Raw genomic sequence first — 18,977 nt, 5'->3', positions numbered from 1 at the left:
AGCGCTGAACGACGATCACACTGGGGGTGTGCAGTGAAAGTGGTGTTGTTCTGCGGCGGATACGGGATGCGTATGCGCAACGGCGCCGAAGATGATGTACCAAAACCTATGCAGCTGGTGGGGCCTCGCCCACTGATCTGGCATGTGATGCGCTACTACGCCCACTACGGCCACCGTGAATTCATCCTGTGCCTGGGCTATGGTGCATCTCACATCAAGAATTATTTCCTGTCCTACCAAGAAGCCGAGTCCAACGACTTCGTAATGCACCGCGGCCAAATCAAACTGATGCATTCCGACATCGCCGACTGGAAGATCACCTTTGTCGATACAGGCCTCGAGTCGGCAATCGGTGAGCGTTTACGCCGGATACGTCCGCAGTTGGACGGCGACCAGTATTTCCTGGCCAACTACGCCGACGTGCTCACCGACGCACCGATGGATGAGTTGATTGCTGGGTTCCATCGGTCCGGCGCAGCGGCCTCGATGATGGTGGTACCGCCACAGTCGTCGTTCCACTGTGTCGACATCGACGAAACGGGGTACGTCAGCAGCATCAACCCGGTATCCAACCTGCCCATCTGGGAGAACGGTGGATTCTTTGTGCTGAGCCAGGAAATCTTCGACTACCTGCCTCCCGGGGGAGATCTCGTCGAAGACGTGTGCGGCAAGCTCGCTGGCGAGGGACGCCTTTTCGGCTACCGCTACGAGGGGTTCTGGAAACCGGCCGACACCTTCAAAGAACGGGCCGAACTCGACGAAAGATACCGACGTGGTGATCGGCCGTGGATGGTGTGGGAGCAACCGAATGGGATCTCGGCGGCTGCCATCGGAAACACCCCGTGATCACGTTCAGTGCGGGCTCCCTAACCGAAATCGCGGTCACCGGTGCCCATTGCGATGACATCGCGATCGGCATGGGGGGCACTCTGCTGCAATTGTGTGCCGGCCACCCTGGTCTGCGAGTGCACGCACTGGTTCTCAGTGGCGCGGGCGGGGTCCGTGAGGCCGAAGAGCGTAAAGCTCTCGCGTCCTTGTGCCCCGGCAGCCATGTCGAGGTCACCGTGCTCGACATTCCCGACGGACGCGCTCCCCAGCACTGGGGTCGTATCAAAGAATCTCTGCACGAGTTTCGCCGTACCTGCGAACCGCAATTTGTGTTTGGTCCGAATCGCACCGACGCCCACCAGGATCACCGACTACTGGCGAAGCTCTTACCGACCGAGTTTCGCAACCACGCGCTGTTCGGTTACGAAATTCTGAAGTGGGAGGCGGACACTCCGCGTGCCAACATATTCTTTCCGCTGGAGCCACCGACTGTCGACGACAAGGTCCGGCTGCTGCTCGAGCACTACCCGTCGCAGGCCGGTCACGATTGGTTCGACGCGGAGGCCTTTCGCGCTCTGGCGAGAGTCCGTGGCGTGCAATGCCATTCGGTGTATGCCGAAGCATTCACGGCCGAGAAGCTCACCGTGAAAATTTGATGACAAAGGGCTGATACAGATATGCGGGTACTCGTCACAGGCCATCAGGGCTATCTCGGCACAGTCATGGTGCCGGTATTGAAATCCGCAGGCCATGAGGTGATCGGTCTGGATTGCGGGTTTTACGCCGACTGTGTGTTGGGCCCCGAACCCGCATCCTGCACGACCCTGCGTGTCGACCTGCGCGATGTGACACCACATCAACTCGAGGGCTTCGACGCCGTCATTCATTTGGCCGCGCTGTCCAATGACCCGTTGGGCGAGCTGGCACCGCAGATCACCTACGACATCAACCACCACGCCTCGACCCGGCTCGCCCGACTGGCCAAGCACGCGGGTGTAAGCCGATTCCTCTACGCCTCCACGTGTTCGGTGTACGGGGCCGCGGGGGACGGATTGGTCGGAGAAGACGCACCTTTGCGCCCCTTAACTCCCTACGCGGAAAGCAAGGTCCGCGTAGAAGACGATCTGGTCGCACTCGCCAGCGACGACTTCTGTCCGGTCTTTCTGCGCAATGCCACCGCATTCGGATTCTCCCCTCGGCTGCGGGCCGACATCGTGCTCAACAACCTGGTGGGGCACGCGGTCCTTACCGGGGACATCCGGGTGCTTTCCGACGGCACTCCGTGGCGTCCGCTGGTGCATGCCCGGGACATCGCCCAGGCTTTCCTACTGTCATTGGATGCTCCTGCCGACCGCGTGCGGTCAGTTGCACTCAACATCGGATGCGAATCTAATAACGTCACCGTTGCACAGATCGCCGATGCGGTAGCAGGGGTTGTCCCCGGGTCACGTGTAGTGGTCACCGGTGAGACTGGTTCGGATCCGCGTTCTTACCGCGTGGACTTCTCCGCGAGCCGCCGGGTCCTCGGGTTCGAGGCCAAGTGGTCAGTTTCTGCCGGTGCTGCGGAACTTTACGAACGCTATACCGAATACGGGCTGACCGAGGAGTCCTTCCTCAACCAGTTCACCCGCTTGAGGCGTTTGGAGGCGTTGCGCAACGCCGGGCTCGTCGACGAATCGTTACGCCAGGTCCCCCAAGATGCCTGATCAGTTCGGACCAGTTGCCCGCCGCAGCATCACGGGCCGAAACCGTCGTGACCGCAAAATCCGCCGATTCGATGTGCACCGGACGACCCTGACATGAGGCGTTGCCGTGGGTGCAACAATGGCGAGTTGCACCGCATCCTCGACCTCGGGACGGTCCCGGCGGGGGACTATTTCCCGCCGGTCGACGCGCCGCTACTGCCCGCTGAATCGACGCACCCTCTGGTGATGATCCTGTGCGAAAGGTGCGGTCTCGCACAGCTTGCCGACGACGACACCATCGTGCAGGAACCGCGAGGGATAGAGCCACAGGCGCTCAGAGATCAGGCCGCCGCCGCGGTCGGGCTGGTCGAAGATACCGGCTGGCTGCACGGGACGACCGCACTCGAGTTCGGCAGTCCGCACGGCGGCAGTTGGCTACCGCTGCTCACCTCACGAGGATTCTCCCTGGGAGACCAACGCGCCGACCTGGTGTTGGACAGCTTCGGACTCATGCACGCACCCGACCAGGCCGCTGCGCTCCACCAGCGCGCACGGTGTCTGAATCCCGATGGCGTGTTGCTGTTGCAATACCACTCGATCCTCACAATCGTCGAGCACGGCCAATGGAATGCATTGCGGCACGGGCATTTCGCGTACTACTCACTGACAGCGCTACGGTATCTGCTGCGTCGCGTGGGGCTGGGTGTCGCCAAGGTATGGGAATTCGACCTGTACGGCGGAACAGTATTGATCGCAGCGATTCCCGGCGATGACCCGACTCCGCAAGACCCCTCGGTTCAGACCATTCTCGAGCGGGAGCACGCGAAAGCCATCACGACCGCTGCTGCCTTCCGCTCCCTGCAGGACGCTGCCGACCGAGACGCAACCGAGCTGCGCGACTGGCTGCAAAGCCAGGCGGGCAGCCGGAAAGTCTTCGGCTACGGCGCCGCATCCCGCGCCGTAGCCCTGCTGAGCCGGGCTCGGCTGGATTCCAGCCTGTTGACGGCCGTTGCTGACGCATCGCCGGAAAAACAGGGCCGCCGAATGCCAGGCACCGATATTCCCATCATCTCTCCAGCCGAACTCGTCGCAGCACAGCCAGATTTGGTGATGCTCACGGTGCCTGACCTGCTACCTGAAGTCAGTCGCCGCTTTCCTGAATTGGACGGCCGGTGGGTGACCGAGTTGCCCTCGCCCCACCGAGCGCGGACGTTCACGGCATCGCAACGGCTCCAATCCCGGCTTCACGAACTCATCCCCGGTGGGGCACACACGTACGCCCGCGGTTCGGATCAGTACCCCGAGGGACTGGCGCCGGTTCTTCGCCGTGGTCATGGCGCCCGGGTCTGGGATGTCGACGGAAATGAATTCGTCGAGTACGGCATGGGTTTGCGCTCCGTCGTGCTCGGGCACGGCTACCGGCCGGTCGTCGACGCTGCCTACGCGGCCGCGCTCGATGGCATGAGCTTCACCCGTCCAACCGAGCTCGAACTGCTAGCGGCACAGGATTTCATCGAGCTTGTGCCAGGCGCAGACATGGTCAAGTTCGCCAAGAACGGATCCGACGTCACCACTGCCGCTATCCGGCTCGCCCGAGCCGCGACCGGACGACACGCGCTTGCGCTCTGTACCCAACCGTTTTTCTCAGTCGATGACTGGTTCATCGGCACAACGGCAATGTCCAGTGGCATACCAGACATCAGTCAGCACACAGTGCAATTCGAGTACAACAATCTCTCATCGTTGCAGCGATGCTTCGACAGCAACCCCGACACGATTGCCGCCGTGATCATGGAGGCCGCCACTGCCCTTGCGGAACCGGAACCAGGGTTCCTCGAGGGGGTGCGGTCGCTGTGCGACGCCAACGGAACGGTTCTGATCTTCGATGAGATGATCACCGGATTCCGGTGGTCCACCGGTGGCGCTCAGAGTGTCTACAACGTAACCCCGGACCTGTCTTGCTGGGGCAAGGCAATGGGTAACGGATTCGCGATATCGGCCTTAGCGGGTCGCCGGGAGCTGATGGAACTCGGCGGCCTGAACACCGACCGTGATCGTGTGTTCCTGTTATCCACCACGCATGGACCAGAGACCACAGGGCTAGCCGCCTTTCGTGCCGTAGTACAGGCCTACCGCCAGGGCGATCCCATCGGGCGGATGGAAGCTATCGGAACGCAGCTGGCCGCCGGGTTCAACAACGCCGCCGCCGACTATGGGATCGCCGATTTCGTCTTCGCGCAGGGTCGGCCATCCTGTCTGATTTTTGTCACCCGAGGTACCGACGGCACACCGTCACAAGCGTTCCGTACTCTGTTTCTGCAAGAAATGCTGCAGCGCGGGGTACTCGGCCAATCGTTCGTCGTCTCCGCCGCCCACACCGATCGGGATATCAGCGAGACCGTAGCTGCAGCGCATGGTGCGCTCGAGATCTATCGGCGTGCACTCGATGCCGGTTCAGTCGAGGGATTACTGTCTGGTCGGCCTGTCGCCCCAGCGATCAGACTCCGGGCCAACCCCCGCCGACTTTGAACACAGCGGTCACGTTCGCCTGCCGTTCAGAGATCTGATTCATCGGTGCCACAACGGAATCCGGAGTGATACACGATGTCGCTCGTTGTTGTCGGGGCCCGGTAAAGACCCTCCTTGTAGTAGACCGACGACTCACCGGGAATGAGGGTGCGAACGTGGAAAGTGTCGTCGCCGTTGGTGAATCGTTGTCGCTGCCCGTTGTGCCACAGCCGGATCCATCCGTTGTCGTCGGACGCAGACCAATGAATTTGCATCTTGATATCGTGCCAATCGGTACCCAGCGGAACATCGAAGATCGAGAACACTTGCCGGTAAACGCCTGGGCTGGACTGCTTCTGGACGGTCAGTGACCAGAATCCGTTACGCATGTCGACATACCACCCTATTGGCGGGCTTCCAATTTCCGCATTGGAGTGCCACTGGTTGGTCAGTTCCCACCCCAAATCTGCGTGATTCTGCGGAAAACTGGGATCGAATCTGGTCGAGAATGCGTACCAGAGCGTCTGTCCCTCGGCACCTCCAGTATTGCCGCCACCCTCAACCTCAGATCGCTCCGAGCCACCGAACCCTGGGACGTCTCCAGGGCGTACTTCGAAACGTGCCACCTGACCTTTGACCGGGTCCTCCACGATGAGCGCGGAATAGTTCGGTGGCGCGTAGCCCGCACCAGAACCGAGATAACCCTGGTTCTGTACGTATTGCCATTGGCTGAAATCGCCCGTCGAGTAGTCACCGGTGCAGAGTCTCGCAGCGGCAGCCGGCGCTGCCGGCGCCACAAGAGTCATCGCGGATACGATCACGGCAGGCCACAGGGCAATTCGGGCACCTGTATAGCCGGTCATAGCCTGCTCCTCCCCCAAACTCACCACTCATCGAGACCGGCGCAATATTGCGGGGATCCCGGCGGTACGAGTTCCTGCTCTATGCTGACTGTAACGTAAAGTAACGTTGCTGAGGCAACACGGTAGCGTTATCGGATTTTAGTCCGATCAACGTTCGAACAGGGAGCTAACGCCATGGACAGGCAGTCGGAGCGAGTGTGTGCGGGATAGCTGGGATACGCAACCTCGACGGTGAACCAGTGTCGGCAGAGCTGCTGCGCCAGATGACGACCCAGATAACCCATCGAGGACCCGACGGCGACGGTGTCTGGATCGACGGGCCCGTTGGACTCGGCCACACTCGGCTGTCGATCATCGACGTGACCGGATCGCAGCAGCCGATGACCAGCGTCAGCGGCACTGCCCACTTGACCTTCAACGGCGAAATCCTCAACTACCGCGAACTACGGCGAGAGTTGGCCTACCCGTTCCGCACCCACGGCGACACTGAGGTGCTGTTGGCCCTGTACGAAAAGTACGGGCCGGCGGGTGTCACGCGATTGCGTGGCCAGTTCGCCTACGCCGTGCACGATACGACCACAAACGAAACTCACCTGTTTCGAGATCGACTCGGCATCCTGCCGCTCTACTACTACGCCGGCGCCAACGTGTTCGCGTTCGCGTCCGAGATCAAAGCGCTGCTGCCGGTGATCGGTTCACCCGATGTCGACACGGACAGTCTGCACGACTACCTCGCACACCGTTCCGTGCCATCGCCACATACGCTGATACGTGGTGTGAGAAAGCTTCCACAAGGTCATCACCTGCTACTCCGAGCCGACGGCTCGATACGAATTACGCCGTATTGGACACTGCCATCACACGGCAACGCTGAGGAGATCAGCCCTGCCGATGCCGTTCGCCTCGTCGACACCGCACTCACCGAATCTGTGCGCGAGGCCCTGATTGCCGACGTGCCGGTGGGCACATATCTATCCGGCGGCGTGGACAGCAGTCTGATCACCGCCCTCGTAGCACGTGAACGCCAGGGGGCCGGCGTGCACACGTTCTCGGCCGGGTTCGGCGACGCCCGGTTCGATGAGACGTCATGGGCACGAAAGGTTGCTGGCGTCGTCGGCAGTACCCATCACGAGGTTCAGGTAACCGCCGACGACTTCCAACAAACCTGGTCGAATTTGAGCTGGCATCGCGACGCCCCGTTGTCCGAACCCGCCGATGTCGCGGTCTTCCGCCTCGCCCAACTCGCTCGCGAAGAGGTCAAGGTGGTCTTGTCCGGTGAAGGCAGCGACGAATTGTTCGGCGGCTATCCAAAGCACCGATTCGCAGCTGCCACTCGGTGGGCAGGCCCGATTCCGACAGCCGTCTTACGCCGGCTGGAGCGGTCACTACCCGCCGACCGAGCCCGGCTCGGTATCGCACTGCGCGCACTGTCGGAGACAAGTCACGCCGAACGGATGCGGGCCTGGTTTGCACCGTTCACCACCTGGGAAAGAACAGCGCTGATCGGACGTCCGCCGGCACGATGCATACCGGCCCCTTATCTCAACGGCCGGGGCGACGCATTGCAGCGGATGCTCTATGCCGACGTCCACACCTGGCTGGCCGACAATCTCCTCGAGCGTGGCGACCGCATGTCAATGGCGGCGTCCCTGGAGCTGCGCCCGCCGTTTCTCGATCACCGCCTGGTGGAACTGGCATTCTCGCTGCCGAGCAATGTCAAGGTACGGGGTCGCACCACCAAGTGGGTCGTGAAGGAGGTGGCTCGGAAACACCTCCCCTCCGACGTCGTGGACCGCCCAAAGGTGGGCTTCAAGGTTCCGCTGGATGCCTGGTTCCGAACTGGCTTGCAAGACATGGCATTCGATCTTCTGACTGACCCGTCCTCCTTCGTCGCGTCCACATTCGACCGGGCGGCGGTCAGTGCGTTGTTGCATGCGCACAGGACCGGTGAGCGCGATGAGCAGCCGCGGATCTGGACCCTGCTCTCACTCGAAGTGTGGCATCGGCAACTGGTCAACCGGTTGAGATCGATCGCGTCATGATGGAGAAATCCATGTCTGAGCATCGGGCACTATGGGTCTCGACCAGCATGCGGACCCGAGGTGGTGTCGCCACCTATGTTCGGGACATTCGTCAGACGCCGCTGTGGACGGACTGGAACGTGCGGCACGTCGCAACCCATCGCGATGGCTCCGCGACTGACAAGATCGCAGCATTTGCGTGCGGCGCACTGAAATTCCTAGCCGAGCTGATCCGGTACCGGCCCAGCGTGATTCACATCCACAGCAGTGCGGACTCCAGCTTCGTCCGGAAGAGCATCCTGCTGTGGATCGGCACGCTGACCCAGGCACACATCGTTCTGCACATCCACGCATCAGGTTTCCCCGAGTTCTACGATCAAGCACCGCGATTCGCCCAGAAAATAATCCGAGCCACGCTTTCCCGAGCGAACACCGTGATCGCGCTCAGTGAAGTACAGGCAAAGCAGCTCCAACTGATCGCACCCAACGCGCGAATCATCGCAATCCCCAATGCAATTGTTCTCCATCCACAGATAACACACGACACCACAGGCGGACCGGTGCGGGTGGTATTCCTCGGGCGCATCGGCGATCACAAAGGAGCGTTTCGACTGCTGGACGCGTGGAGCGCCCTGAGCCACGATCCAGAGTTCGCCACCGAGCCCGCACCCGCGACGTTGACCCTCGCCGGGGATGGCGAGGTCGAGCTTGCCCGGCAGCGCATCCGGGAACTCGGCCTCGACAGCACCGTTGAGCTATTCGACTGGTTGCCTACGGAAGCGGTCGCAGAACTGCTCGACCGCTCTCACGTGTTGGTCCTGCCGTCCCGCAATGAGGGTCAGCCCATGGCTGTACTGGAAGCAATGACGCGCGGACTGTGTGTTGTCGCCAGCGATGTCGGTGGGCTGGCCGAAATGATCGGCGGCGGGTGCGGCGTAGTGGTGCCGCCTGACGACGTCGACGCCATCACAGACGCGCTGCGACAAGTCATCTACAACCCGGAGGTAAGGGTTCGGTGCGGGGCCGCTGCCCACTCCCGCATCGAGACTCATTTCGACATCAACGTGGTGTGGCGCCGGATCGAAGCACTCTATCGAGAGCTAACCCGCTTCTAACACCTTGTCGCTGCTGCGAGTTCGGCAGAAGGGAAATTCGTGTCCAAGCTGGCGTGGTACGCGGGCCGCGTGGCCGCAATGTCGCCGGGTGAAATCGCCTCGCGGCTTCGGCGTGCAGGCGGCCGCATAATGCACCGTGGCGCAATTCACGATGCAGCTACCGGATTGACCGCCCAGATCGGAGACTGGGACGAGGCACTTGCCCGTTTTCGGGCCGGCACCGATCGTGCGGTACTGCTCAACGAGAGCCGCGCCCGTCGGATCGCCGACCGGCACCCCGAACAGGTCGTTCCCGTCCTCGAGTCTGCGACACGCACACTGGCCGGCGAGTACACCTACTTCGGATATCCACGAGCACTGCTCGGCGAGCACGTGGATTGGAATTACGACGCAATTGCTGACTTCCACTGGCCACGCTGTCCTAGCAACCAAATCAACCACCGGACGGCCGACGCCGACCCAAAGTGGATCTGGGAGCTCAACCGCTTACAGCACCTGCCGCTCCTAGCGGAGGCCTGGCTGTTCACCGGTGACGAACACTACGCCGATGCCGCACTGGCCCAGATCGATTCCTGGATCGAACAGAACCCACCCGGCGTCGGTATCGCCTGGCGAGGTGCCTTTGAAGTCGGGATACGGGCCATTTCTCTCGCGGTTGCCCTGCAGGGGCTGTGCACCGCACCGGGTCTCACTACAACGCGATTTCAGAGACTGGCGCATGTCCTCGACATCAGCGCACGCTACTGCTGGCACGACCGCTCTCTCTATAGTTCGGCCAACAACCACCTGGTCGGCGAGCTTACCGGCCTCCTGACGACCCATCTGATCCTTCCCGAACTCGCCACTCCTGCAAGATTTTTCAATCGTGCATTGGACCGCCTGGCGGTCGAGGCAGATCGGCAGATCTTGCCGGACGGAGCGGGTGCCGAACAGTCGATCTCGTACCAAATGTTCACCACCGAACTCATTGCGTTGGTCGCGACACTGCTCCGGTCGAGCGGCACCCCGATTCCTGCCGCGCTCACCGCGGCTTTGTGCCGTGACGCCGATCATCTTGCCGCAATGGTCGGCTCCGACGATCCCGACCCACGTTACGGCGACGACGACGACAGCTTCGCACTGCGCCTAGGGCCCGAATCGAAACGTACAGTGCGACAACACCTGGGTATCGTCTCCGCGTTGACCGAGCATCGGGCGATCCGCTACGGGAGCCCGACAATCACGGCCAGCTGGATCGCCGACGCTGTTGACAACGAACTCGACGGCCTTGGCGCTGGCATAGGTAGCGGCGAGATCGAATCCAGTCATTATGCGGACAAGGCTGGCCTGGTTGTGCTGCGCCGCGGGCGTAACCGACTCACCATGGATGTCGGTGCACTCGGGTATTTGTCAATCGCCGCGCACGGGCATGCCGATGCACTCGCGGTGACCCTCAGCTGTGACGGACACGATGTCATCGTCGACCCTGGCACCGCCAGCTACTACGGTCACCCCGACTGGCGAGCCGTGCACCGCGGCACCCGCGCGCACCCGACGGTCTGCGTCGACAACACTGACCAATCTCAAATCGGCGGGCCGTTCTACTGGCGCCGGCATGCCCGGATCAGCTCCGTGTCAGTCGATCTCGCCGCCGGTGTCGTCGACGCGGCACACGACGGCTACCTTCGACTGGATTCGCCGGTCAGCCATCGTCGCTGGCTTATAGCCGCGCCGGGTGATTCGACCGTGGCGGTCGTTGACCTGTTGGACAGCCGAGGAACGCATAACGTCGACTTAATTTGGCCGCTGCATCCGGACATGAAACCGACACCGGTCACTGACACCGGTAGTGGACATCTCATCGACCGCGGTGGCGTCCTGGTGCTGCAGATGAGCTACGCGGCGACAGTCCCTTTCGACCTCGTACAGGTCTGCGGCGACAGCAACTCGCAGCATGGCTGGTGGTCGGATCGGCTAGAACACCGGATACCGGCCTGGTGGGTCGGCACGCACATCAATGCCACCGGGCCGGTGGCATTGATGACGCTGCTGCGTATACCCGAGGACGACGCCGTCATCACCTCTGCACAAATACGCATGGACAGACGGCTTCTGCTCGCTCAGTGGATTGACAACGGGACCGCACGCCGACTGCACATCGATACCAGTAGCCTCGCTGCCGTACTTACCGAATCGGGTCCACCACAACGGATTTGATCGTGCGTATATATGTACGCCCGGCCCTCATAAGCCTGCTTCCGTGCTGGCCGAGCGAAAACCTGCGTGGTAAACGATTTCGGTAGGTGCCATCGGCTGGCGGTAGATTCCTTCTTTGTAATACACGTAGTTGGTACCGGGAATCATGGTACGGACGAAGTAGGTGTCCGAGCCGTCGACGAACTTTTGCCGGACCCCGTTGTGCCACAATCTGACAAAGCCCGTCGAGTCTGAGGTGGACCACTTCACCTGCATCTTTACGTCGTGCCAGGTACCGACGGCGAGCGGAAGGTCGATAAGGGAGAACACCTGCTCATACTCCCCCGGGGCGGATTGCTTCTGGATGACCAGCGACCAATAACCATTGCGGACGTCCACGTACCAGCCCACCGGAGGACTGCCGGTGTTCGACGAAGGATGCCATTGATTTGTCAGTCCCCAGCCAAGGCTGGCGCGATTCTGCGGGTACGTCGGATCGAATTTGGTGGAGAAGGCGTACCACAGGGTTTGGCCCTCCGCACCACTGAGACTATCGGCCACCTCGGATCGTTCACCACCTCCGAATGACGGTACATCGCCCGAGCGCACCTCGAAGCGTGCCGCTTTACCCTTCACCGTGTCATCGACGATTTGCGCCGAATACGTAGGGCTGTAACCACTTCCAGAGCCCGTGTAGTAGCGGTTTTGCACGGTCGGCCACTGCGCGAAATTCGCTGTTGAATAGTCTCCGTTGAAGATTCGCGACGTGGTGTCGACCGGCGGTTCCGCGGGGCCGCTGTTGTCAGCAGCGCCGGCCACCGCGATGGTGTCGACGGCCACCGACCCTGTGCAGAAAGCGAACCGATTACCAGCGTCGAGTCGTAGCGTAACCGTGTGCGGTCCGCTAATCACTTGCGTCGCAACGGGATAGTCTTTCCATGCAGCTGAAGCGACGGTGAGAACACCAACCGCGCGACCATCGACCAACACCGTCAACTTGGGTGTGTTGGAGCACGTGCCACCTTTGGCGCGCACGACAATGGTCGCGGCCGAGGGTAACTGCACCGTGGCAGCCGCCGTACCACCCGACGAGGTCAGAGCCAACGCAGTGCCGCCCGTTGCGGCCCGGTCATTTATCACCTTGCCCGCCCACGCCGGTGCCACTTTCATTGCGGTCGCCTCGAAAACCGCTAACACCTCCGCCATTGCGGGAACCCAGGACGTAACGAGAACACCTGACATCGCGATCGTCACTGCTCCGAACATCGCGCACGCACTTCGGAGGTGCTTCATTCAGTCCCCTGACTTTGGGCTTTAGGTGCGGACGCTCAGATTATTACGCACATTTTCACAACCACAACAGTCGCATCTATCACTTACATAACATTTTGAGCCGCGCCGCACCTGTGCCCATTGAGCACGAGCAAACATTCGGCCGGCCGCAGTACCCGATTTCGCGGCAACGCGTTCCTTACCAACTCCGTCACCGCCAGGACAATCATCAGCGACCCAGCGAGGGCATCAACCTACATTTGCTTGAACTACACACAGCGAATACATAGATAAGAAGCACTCCGACTTGGCCCACCGCCCCTGCGGAAGAAATATACGATCAACAGCAGCTCTGCGCTGGGATTAACACAGGTCATCACCAGGTGGAGGCCATGGTTGCACGCTACACCCTCGACCATCGATGGAATTATCGCGACCATAGAAAAATTTGCTAGACTGACGGAATGTCGAAAGCTGCCCATATCGCCCCCGGCCTGGCCGACGGTGTAGCTGCCAAAAAGTCGATCAGCGTGTTCGGCCTCGGATACGTGGGTTGCGTATCGGCAGCCTGTTTGGCCACGCGGGGTCACACCGTCGTCGGTGTTGATGTGAGTCACACAAAACTGGAGTTCCTCCGCGCCGGTAAGTCCCCGGTAGTGGAAGAGCGCATCGGCGAATTGGTGGCCGATGCGGTTCAGTCGGGTCGGCTCACGGTCACCGCCGATGCTGCTCAAGCAGTGTCTGCTTCGGATATCTCCATCGTGTGCGTGGGAACACCGTCGACCGCCTCCGGCGGACTGCTGACTCGATTCCTCGAAAATGTCAGCGAGCAGATCGGCACAGCGCTGATGCACAAGGACGGCTGGCACGTCATCGTCTTCCGCAGCACAATGGTGCCGGGAACCTGCGAGCAGCTGTTGATACCGATCCTGGAACGCACTTCCGGCAAGCGAGTCGGCGTCGATTTCGGGGTATGCGTCAATCCCGAATTCCTACGGGAAGGCACAAGCGTGGCGGATTTCAAGAATCCGCCCAAGACGGTGGTCGGCGAAAGTGATGCACGCAGCGGCTCCGAGGTCATGGACCTCTACGACGGACTCCCCGGACCCCGTTTCCGCGTCCCCATCCCAGTCGCAGAGATGACGAAGTACGTCGACAACAGTTTTCATGCCCTCAAAGTCACCTTCGGCAACGAAATCGGAGCGCTGTGCGCGCGCCTGGGCCTGGACTCTCACACCGTCATGGACATCTTCTTGAGCGACACGAAGCTCAACATCAGTCCGGCGTACCTCCGTCCCGGCTTCGCGTTCGGCGGATCATGCCTGCCCAAGGACGTACGAGCATTGACCCACACCGCCCGACAGAACGACCTGGAGTTGCCGGTCCTGTCTAACGTGCTTGTATCCAACGATGCCCAGCTGCGCCGGACTGTCGACAAGATCATCGAATTGGGCCGGCGCAACATCACCATCTTGGGATTGGCCTTCAAGTCAGGCACTGACGACCTTCGGGAAAGTCCAATGGTCGAACTCGCCGAACGCCTGATCGGCAAGGGTTACCACGTGAAGGTATACGACCCCAATGTGGCACTGTCCCAACTCATCGGCGCCAACCGCGAATATCTCGACGAACACTTGCCACACGTCGCGCAGCTGATCACCGCTGATCTTTCTGAAGCGCTCGACCACGGGGAATTGCTGGTGGTCGGTGCGACCGAACCAGGCCTCGGGGCGGCCATCGATGCCCTCGATGGCGACCGGGTGATAGTTGACCTGGTACGTCTTCCAGATGCAGAGACCCGTCGCACCAAGCCTGGGTATTTCGGCATCGGTTGGTAGGAACACTCCGTGCCGATTGATCAATGGCCCAACCGCCTGACGGACCAGACCGCCTCGATCACCACGCTAACCTCCCCCGACGCTCGGGAACACGGGTGACGGCCGATCACCAAGCCGTATCCACACGACGTATCCGGGTGATGTACGTCGTGCCCGATCTCAATATCGGTGGGGCAGAACGGCATGTCACCACTCTGATGCCGAGTCTCGACCCCGACAGGTTCAGCACCTCGGTAATCTGTCTCGGCGAGAAGGGAACACTTTTCTCCGACCTCGAGGGCACCACCACACCCGCCATAGCGCTGGATCGTCGTAAGCGACAGGCGATCCGCGCGATCCTCGATCTGATCCAGCACATGCGTGATTTTCGACCCGACGTCGTGATCACCCGGGGCTACAACGCCGAGACGCTCGGCAGGATAGCGGCAGCGCTTGCCCGGGTACCGCACAATGTGGTCTGGGTCCACAACTACGGCGACATCACCCGCAGGAACACCATCCGCAGACTCGCCGACCGTTTGCTCGACCACGTCACCAGCGCATATTTCGGTGTGGCACAAGCTCAGACGTCGTACATAGTCGAAGAGCTCGGGTATCCGGCCGATAAGGTTCGCATCATTTACAACGGTGTCGATCTGGACAACTTCGAGACGGACCGATCCGCCGGGGCTACCGCAGCGGCCGAGTTCGGCATCGCCCCGACCGACAAGGTTGTCGCGATCGTCGCGGCGCTGCGCCCAGAAAAAGACCACGAGATGCTGCTGCGCGCCACACGAATGGTCGTAGACGCGTTACCCACCACAAAATTACTCATCGTCGGTGACGGAGAGATGCGTTCACGAATCGAACAGCTCACTGCGGAACTCGATCTCGGCGACAAGGTGGTCATGGCCGGAGCTCGATCGGACATCCCCGCGATCTTGCAAACCGTCAACGTCTTCGTACTGAGTTCCTACAGCGTCGAATGCTTCCCGATGGCCCTGCTGGAGGCAATGGCCGCAGGCCGACCCGCGGTATGCACAGCTGTCGGTGGAATACCGGAAATGATCGATGACGGAACTACCGGCTTCCTTGTACCGCCCCACGATCCTCGTGCCATGGCCGACGGATTGCTGCGAATTCTCACCGACGATTCACTGGCCACTGCAATGGGGCGAGCCGCACGGGTAAGGGTCGAACGGGAATTTAGCCTTGACGCAAGCGTGTCAGCCACCGAGCGCGAACTCGAATCATTGACCAAAATAGAGTACTACCGTGAATAAACACATCCTGATTCTGGTCGAGAACCTCTCAGTGCCATTCGATCGGCGTGTCTGGCAAGAAAGCCGAGCGCTGGTGGAGGCGGGGTTTGCGGTCACTGTGATATGCCCCGCAGGCGGCAAGCAGGACACCGAGCCCGAAGCTGTCATCGACGGGGTCAGGATCCTTCGTTACCCGCTTCGGCCGGCAGCGGGTGGTCCGCTGGGATACCTACGCGAGTACTCGCTAGCGATGTGGCACACACTGCGTTTGGCAATCCGGGTGCGGCGCACGCAACCTGTAGATGTCGTACACGCCTGCAACCCGCCTGATCTCCTGTTCCTTATCGCGTTGGTATTGCGGCCGTGGGGTGCCCGGTTCGTGTTTGACCATCACGATCTGGTCCCGGAACTTTTCATGTCACGTTTCGCTGGCGACAGGCGCGCACTACTGGCAGTCACCAAGTTCGTGGAACGACTCACCTTCGCCGCCGCAGATTACGTCATCTCCACCAATGAGAGTTATCGGCGAGTAGCCATTGAACGCGGTGGCATGGATCCGGACCGCGTCGTCGTGGTCCGCAGCGCCCCCGACTTGGACCGGTTCTACCCACGCGAGCCTGACGATAGTCTGCGTCGAGGTAAGCAACACTTACTGGCCTACCTGGGTGTGATGGGCCCTCAGGACGGCGTTGACTACGCCCTGCGCGCCATTCAAATTCTGCGTGATCGTATCGGACGCACAGATTTTCACTGCGTGTTCATGGGAGCGGGTGATGCGTTCGACGCCATGGTGGCCCTGGCTGAGAAACTCGGGATCGCCGATATAGTCGAATTCACCGGTCGGGTGTCCGACGAGTTCGTCCAGCGGTGTCTGTCGACAGCCGACGTCTGTCTGTCCCCTGATCCGTTCAATCCGCTCAACGACGTTTCGACCATGAACAAGGTCATCGAGTACATGGCGATGGGACGCCCAATCGTCTCCTTCGAGCTCACCGAGGCGCGAGTGTCTGCGGGCGAAGCAGCCATCTACGTCCCTGCCAATGACGAATCCGGTTTTGCAGATGCGATCGATGAGCTCCTCGCAGACCCGGACCGCCGACAGAAGCTCGGCGAGTTAGGACGTGCACGGGTCGAGTGCAACTTGTCCTGGAGCGTCTCACAACAGCACCTGATCGACCTGTATACGACCGTGTTCGACCACTGACCGGAGAGATCTCGCCAGCGGGCTCACGTCAGAACCTACCGGCCGCAAGCTCGGTACGAAACCATGCAATCGTGGCGTCGAGACCGGCCTCAAGGCCAACCTGTGGCCGAAACCCAGTGCACACGTACGTTTCTCTCGGGTCAGCACACCGGACAATCTCCATAGTCCGATCCGGACGTGTGCCAATTACTGGAGCCGGCGCGTCCAGCTTCGTCGCAATACGGGTGACCATCTCTTCGACAGTGGTTGTACATCCAGAACCAACATCCAGTGTTCGGCCTTCGATGCCCGATACTTCGCCGAGGGTGATCAGGCCTCGAACCACATCGTCGATGTATATCCAGTCGATCGGGCGAGCTCCTCCGCCTAGCTCGGCCGCACGTCCATTGAGGCCGGACAGAATCGAGTAGGGCACCACCTTGGCCGTTTCACGCTGACCGGGCCCATACACCATGGAAATACGTGCCACCACGACCGGCGTCTGGTACACGGCCCGGAAAAATCGAGCATAGAGCGTCTGAGCCGACTTTGATACGGCGTAGGGCGACGATGGAACGTCCCCGTCGTCGCGGCGCGGCTCCTCGATCGATCCTGCGAGTACCACGCGTTGGCACCCTGACGCGGTGGCGGCCGCCAACACGTTCACCGCCGACGCAACGTTACCGGTGAATGCCGTGCGCACGTTGTGGAGATTCTGCCGACCCGACACCCAACTCGAGAGATGGAACACAAGATGTGGATCGATCTCCGCAAAGAGCGCATCGACGGCATCTCCATCGCTGAGATCGACTTTCCTCCACGATATTTCGTCGGTATCCGGCCGAGCTCGCCGAGACACACCGCTGACTTGCGCTCCTCGTAGAACCAACTCGTCGAGCAGTCCCGATCCGATGAAACCCGAAGCACCTGTGACCAATACGCGGGTACCCAGGGCGATCGCAGTCACGAGTAGCCTTCCCGCCGATCCACTCTGTCAGCCCACCTTCTCGACAAGATCGTGCTCAAGGAGCGCTGTGGCCGCGCGATGCAAAACCGCGAAGGGCAGGGACGACCGCTCGGCAATGTCGAGTAATGAACGCGTGCCGTCGCTCTGGTTGAGCACCCACAGCAATGCCATCTCGTCAAACCCGCCGTCAGTTCGATCCGCCATAGCGCGATAGAGACCCCGGCGACCTAGTTGCGGTTCTCCCTTGGGTTTGAGATTGCGGTAAACCGCGTTCTTCTCGAGTACTTCCAGAATCTTCAGACCCGTGTCCAACGAGCCCTCGAGCGAGGCGGCATCGATGAAATCGAGGTTGTCCCCCGATGTGTGGTATTCCGGGTACTTACCGTGCGGGGTGCGCATCAGACAACCGACCGGAAGATCGAATCCCGGTGAGCAAAACTGCCTTTCGTCGTAGCCATACGGGCTGAAATCGATGATGTCGAAGGGTGCGCCGGAATGAGCCAGGACATGCTCCGCCGCCCTGTCGACAACGGCGCACTCCCGTTGACTGCGCTTATAGGTGATGTGGCCACGATCACCGAGCAGACTCAGCACCAAACCGTGCTGAATACGGTCGAGGTCGCTCTCGTTGCGAGCCAGCCACGTGATCGCACCGATGGTCACCGGTATGAACAGAAAGCGGTAGGTGTACCGGTGGGGAACGACTGCCAAGTAGCGCGCCAGATATGTGGCAACCGCGATACCCGCCAGGTTGTCGTTACACAACGATGGGTGACAGATATGGCAGCTGATCAGGATCTCATCGGTGCTGGTGCCGGGCAGGGTCAGCTCGGCATATGTCAGTGAACCGTTCGAGAGTGTGGAGTCGATGCAATACTCGTACTCGCCGTCAGGAAGTTCACTCAACTTCGCGTCGCTCAGGCAGAATCCCCAATTTTCCGCGTAAAACGAGCTGCGGTACGGAATCCACTCGGGACGGTCGGGCAGCGAATACAAATGCGCCTTCAACTCCGACAGGGTTGCCCTGCCATGCACGGGCACGCTGTAGCCGACCACGTGCAGGTTGCTGTCGGCGAAGTCGATCACGCGTTCACCCGCCGCGTTCTTCACGAACGCATCACGGATATTCCATTCCCGCGGCACCGTCCAGTCGAGCACGGGGGTTCCGCTTGGCACCTCATGTACCACGAGCGGCAGATCTGCCCCGATGAATGCAAGTGTCTCGCGGACACCGTCACCGGTAATGCTGCGGCAGATCGGGTACAGAGACATGCACGATTC

General features: G+C 60.9%; 14 protein-coding genes and 1 pseudogene. 11 read left to right on the top strand and 4 right to left on the bottom strand.

The annotated features are described in order from the left end of the window. The first annotated feature begins 33 nt into the window (after positions 1–33). From B133_RS0102550 to B133_RS24770, 5 genes and pseudogenes are all read left to right on the top strand, one after another. Positions 34–846 (top strand): glucose-1-phosphate cytidylyltransferase, encoded by an 813-nt coding sequence (locus B133_RS0102550; RefSeq protein ID WP_018599148.1) that lies wholly within the window; start codon positions 34–36, stop codon positions 844–846. Further along, entirely contained in the window at positions 843–1,484 is a 642-nt protein-coding gene (locus tag B133_RS0102545; RefSeq protein WP_018599147.1) for a PIG-L deacetylase family protein, read from the top strand. Before B133_RS0102550 ends, B133_RS0102545 begins: the two co-directional genes overlap by 4 nt. A gap of 21 nt (positions 1,485–1,505) precedes the next feature. After that, on the top strand, positions 1,506–2,534 hold the full coding sequence (locus tag B133_RS0102540; RefSeq protein WP_018599146.1) for an NAD(P)-dependent oxidoreductase: 1,029 nt from the start codon (positions 1,506–1,508) through the stop codon (positions 2,532–2,534). Positions 2,535–2,627: 93 nt separating this feature from the next. Then, positions 2,628–3,692 (top strand): annotated as a pseudogene (locus B133_RS24775) (methyltransferase domain-containing protein); the annotation flags it as partial. Positions 3,693–3,698: 6 nt separating this feature from the next. Beyond that, on the top strand, positions 3,699–5,042 hold the full coding sequence (locus B133_RS24770) for a glutamate-1-semialdehyde 2,1-aminomutase (protein WP_232423340.1): 1,344 nt from the start codon (positions 3,699–3,701) through the stop codon (positions 5,040–5,042). Positions 5,043–5,068: 26 nt separating this feature from the next. Here B133_RS24770 and B133_RS0102530 read toward each other — a convergent pair whose 3' ends face one another. Beyond that, positions 5,069–5,884 (bottom strand): polysaccharide lyase, encoded by an 816-nt coding sequence (locus B133_RS0102530; protein ID WP_018599144.1) that lies wholly within the window; start codon positions 5,882–5,884, stop codon positions 5,069–5,071. Between the two features lie 197 nt (positions 5,885–6,081). Here B133_RS0102530 and asnB point away from each other — a divergent pair, with 197 nt between their 5' ends. The 3 genes from asnB to B133_RS0102515 are packed head-to-tail and all read left to right on the top strand — an operon-like array spanning position 6,082 to position 11,216. Then, on the top strand, positions 6,082–7,926 hold the full coding sequence (gene asnB / locus B133_RS0102525) for an asparagine synthase (glutamine-hydrolyzing) (protein WP_036418359.1): 1,845 nt from the start codon (positions 6,082–6,084) through the stop codon (positions 7,924–7,926). 11 nt (positions 7,927–7,937) lie between these two features. After that, positions 7,938–9,020: a glycosyltransferase family 4 protein gene (locus B133_RS0102520; RefSeq protein WP_157625769.1), complete on the top strand. Its 1,083-nt coding sequence runs from the start codon at positions 7,938–7,940 to the stop codon at positions 9,018–9,020. 39 nt (positions 9,021–9,059) lie between these two features. Continuing rightward, positions 9,060–11,216: an alginate lyase family protein gene (locus B133_RS0102515; protein ID WP_018599141.1), complete on the top strand. Its 2,157-nt coding sequence runs from the start codon at positions 9,060–9,062 to the stop codon at positions 11,214–11,216. Positions 11,217–11,243: 27 nt separating this feature from the next. Here the strand turns inward: B133_RS0102515 and B133_RS23485 are convergent, their stop codons facing one another. After that, positions 11,244–12,449: a heparin lyase I family protein gene (locus B133_RS23485; protein ID WP_198290972.1), complete on the bottom strand. Its 1,206-nt coding sequence runs from the start codon at positions 12,447–12,449 to the stop codon at positions 11,244–11,246. Positions 12,450–12,931: 482 nt separating this feature from the next. Here B133_RS23485 and B133_RS0102505 point away from each other — a divergent pair, with 482 nt between their 5' ends. The 3 genes from B133_RS0102505 (at position 12,932) to B133_RS0102495 (ending at position 16,750) form a co-directional block, all read left to right on the top strand. Then, entirely contained in the window at positions 12,932–14,305 is a 1,374-nt protein-coding gene (locus tag B133_RS0102505; protein ID WP_018599139.1) for a nucleotide sugar dehydrogenase, read from the top strand. 95 nt (positions 14,306–14,400) lie between these two features. Next, positions 14,401–15,567 (top strand): glycosyltransferase, encoded by a 1,167-nt coding sequence (locus B133_RS0102500; protein WP_232423242.1) that lies wholly within the window; start codon positions 14,401–14,403, stop codon positions 15,565–15,567. Beyond that, complete coding sequence (locus B133_RS0102495) at positions 15,560–16,750, top strand: glycosyltransferase family 4 protein (RefSeq protein ID WP_018599137.1); 1,191 nt, start codon at positions 15,560–15,562, stop codon at positions 16,748–16,750. Before B133_RS0102500 ends, B133_RS0102495 begins: the two co-directional genes overlap by 8 nt. A 28-nt stretch (positions 16,751–16,778) precedes the next feature. On the opposite strand, the gene B133_RS0102490 is transcribed toward B133_RS0102495, so the two are convergent. Next, entirely contained in the window at positions 16,779–17,696 is a 918-nt protein-coding gene (locus tag B133_RS0102490) for an NAD(P)-dependent oxidoreductase (RefSeq protein WP_026255888.1), read from the bottom strand. A 27-nt stretch (positions 17,697–17,723) separates the two neighbouring features. After that, complete coding sequence (locus B133_RS0102485; RefSeq protein ID WP_232423241.1) at positions 17,724–18,968, bottom strand: DUF4910 domain-containing protein; 1,245 nt, start codon at positions 18,966–18,968, stop codon at positions 17,724–17,726. Between the last annotated feature and the right edge of the window lie 9 nt (positions 18,969–18,977).

This window comes from Mycobacterium sp. 155 (assembly GCF_000373905.1).
GTDB lineage: Bacteria > Actinomycetota > Actinomycetes > Mycobacteriales > Mycobacteriaceae > Mycobacterium.
Note: the sequence above shows the minus strand (reverse complement) of the source record. Positions and strands in the feature narration are given on the sequence as shown.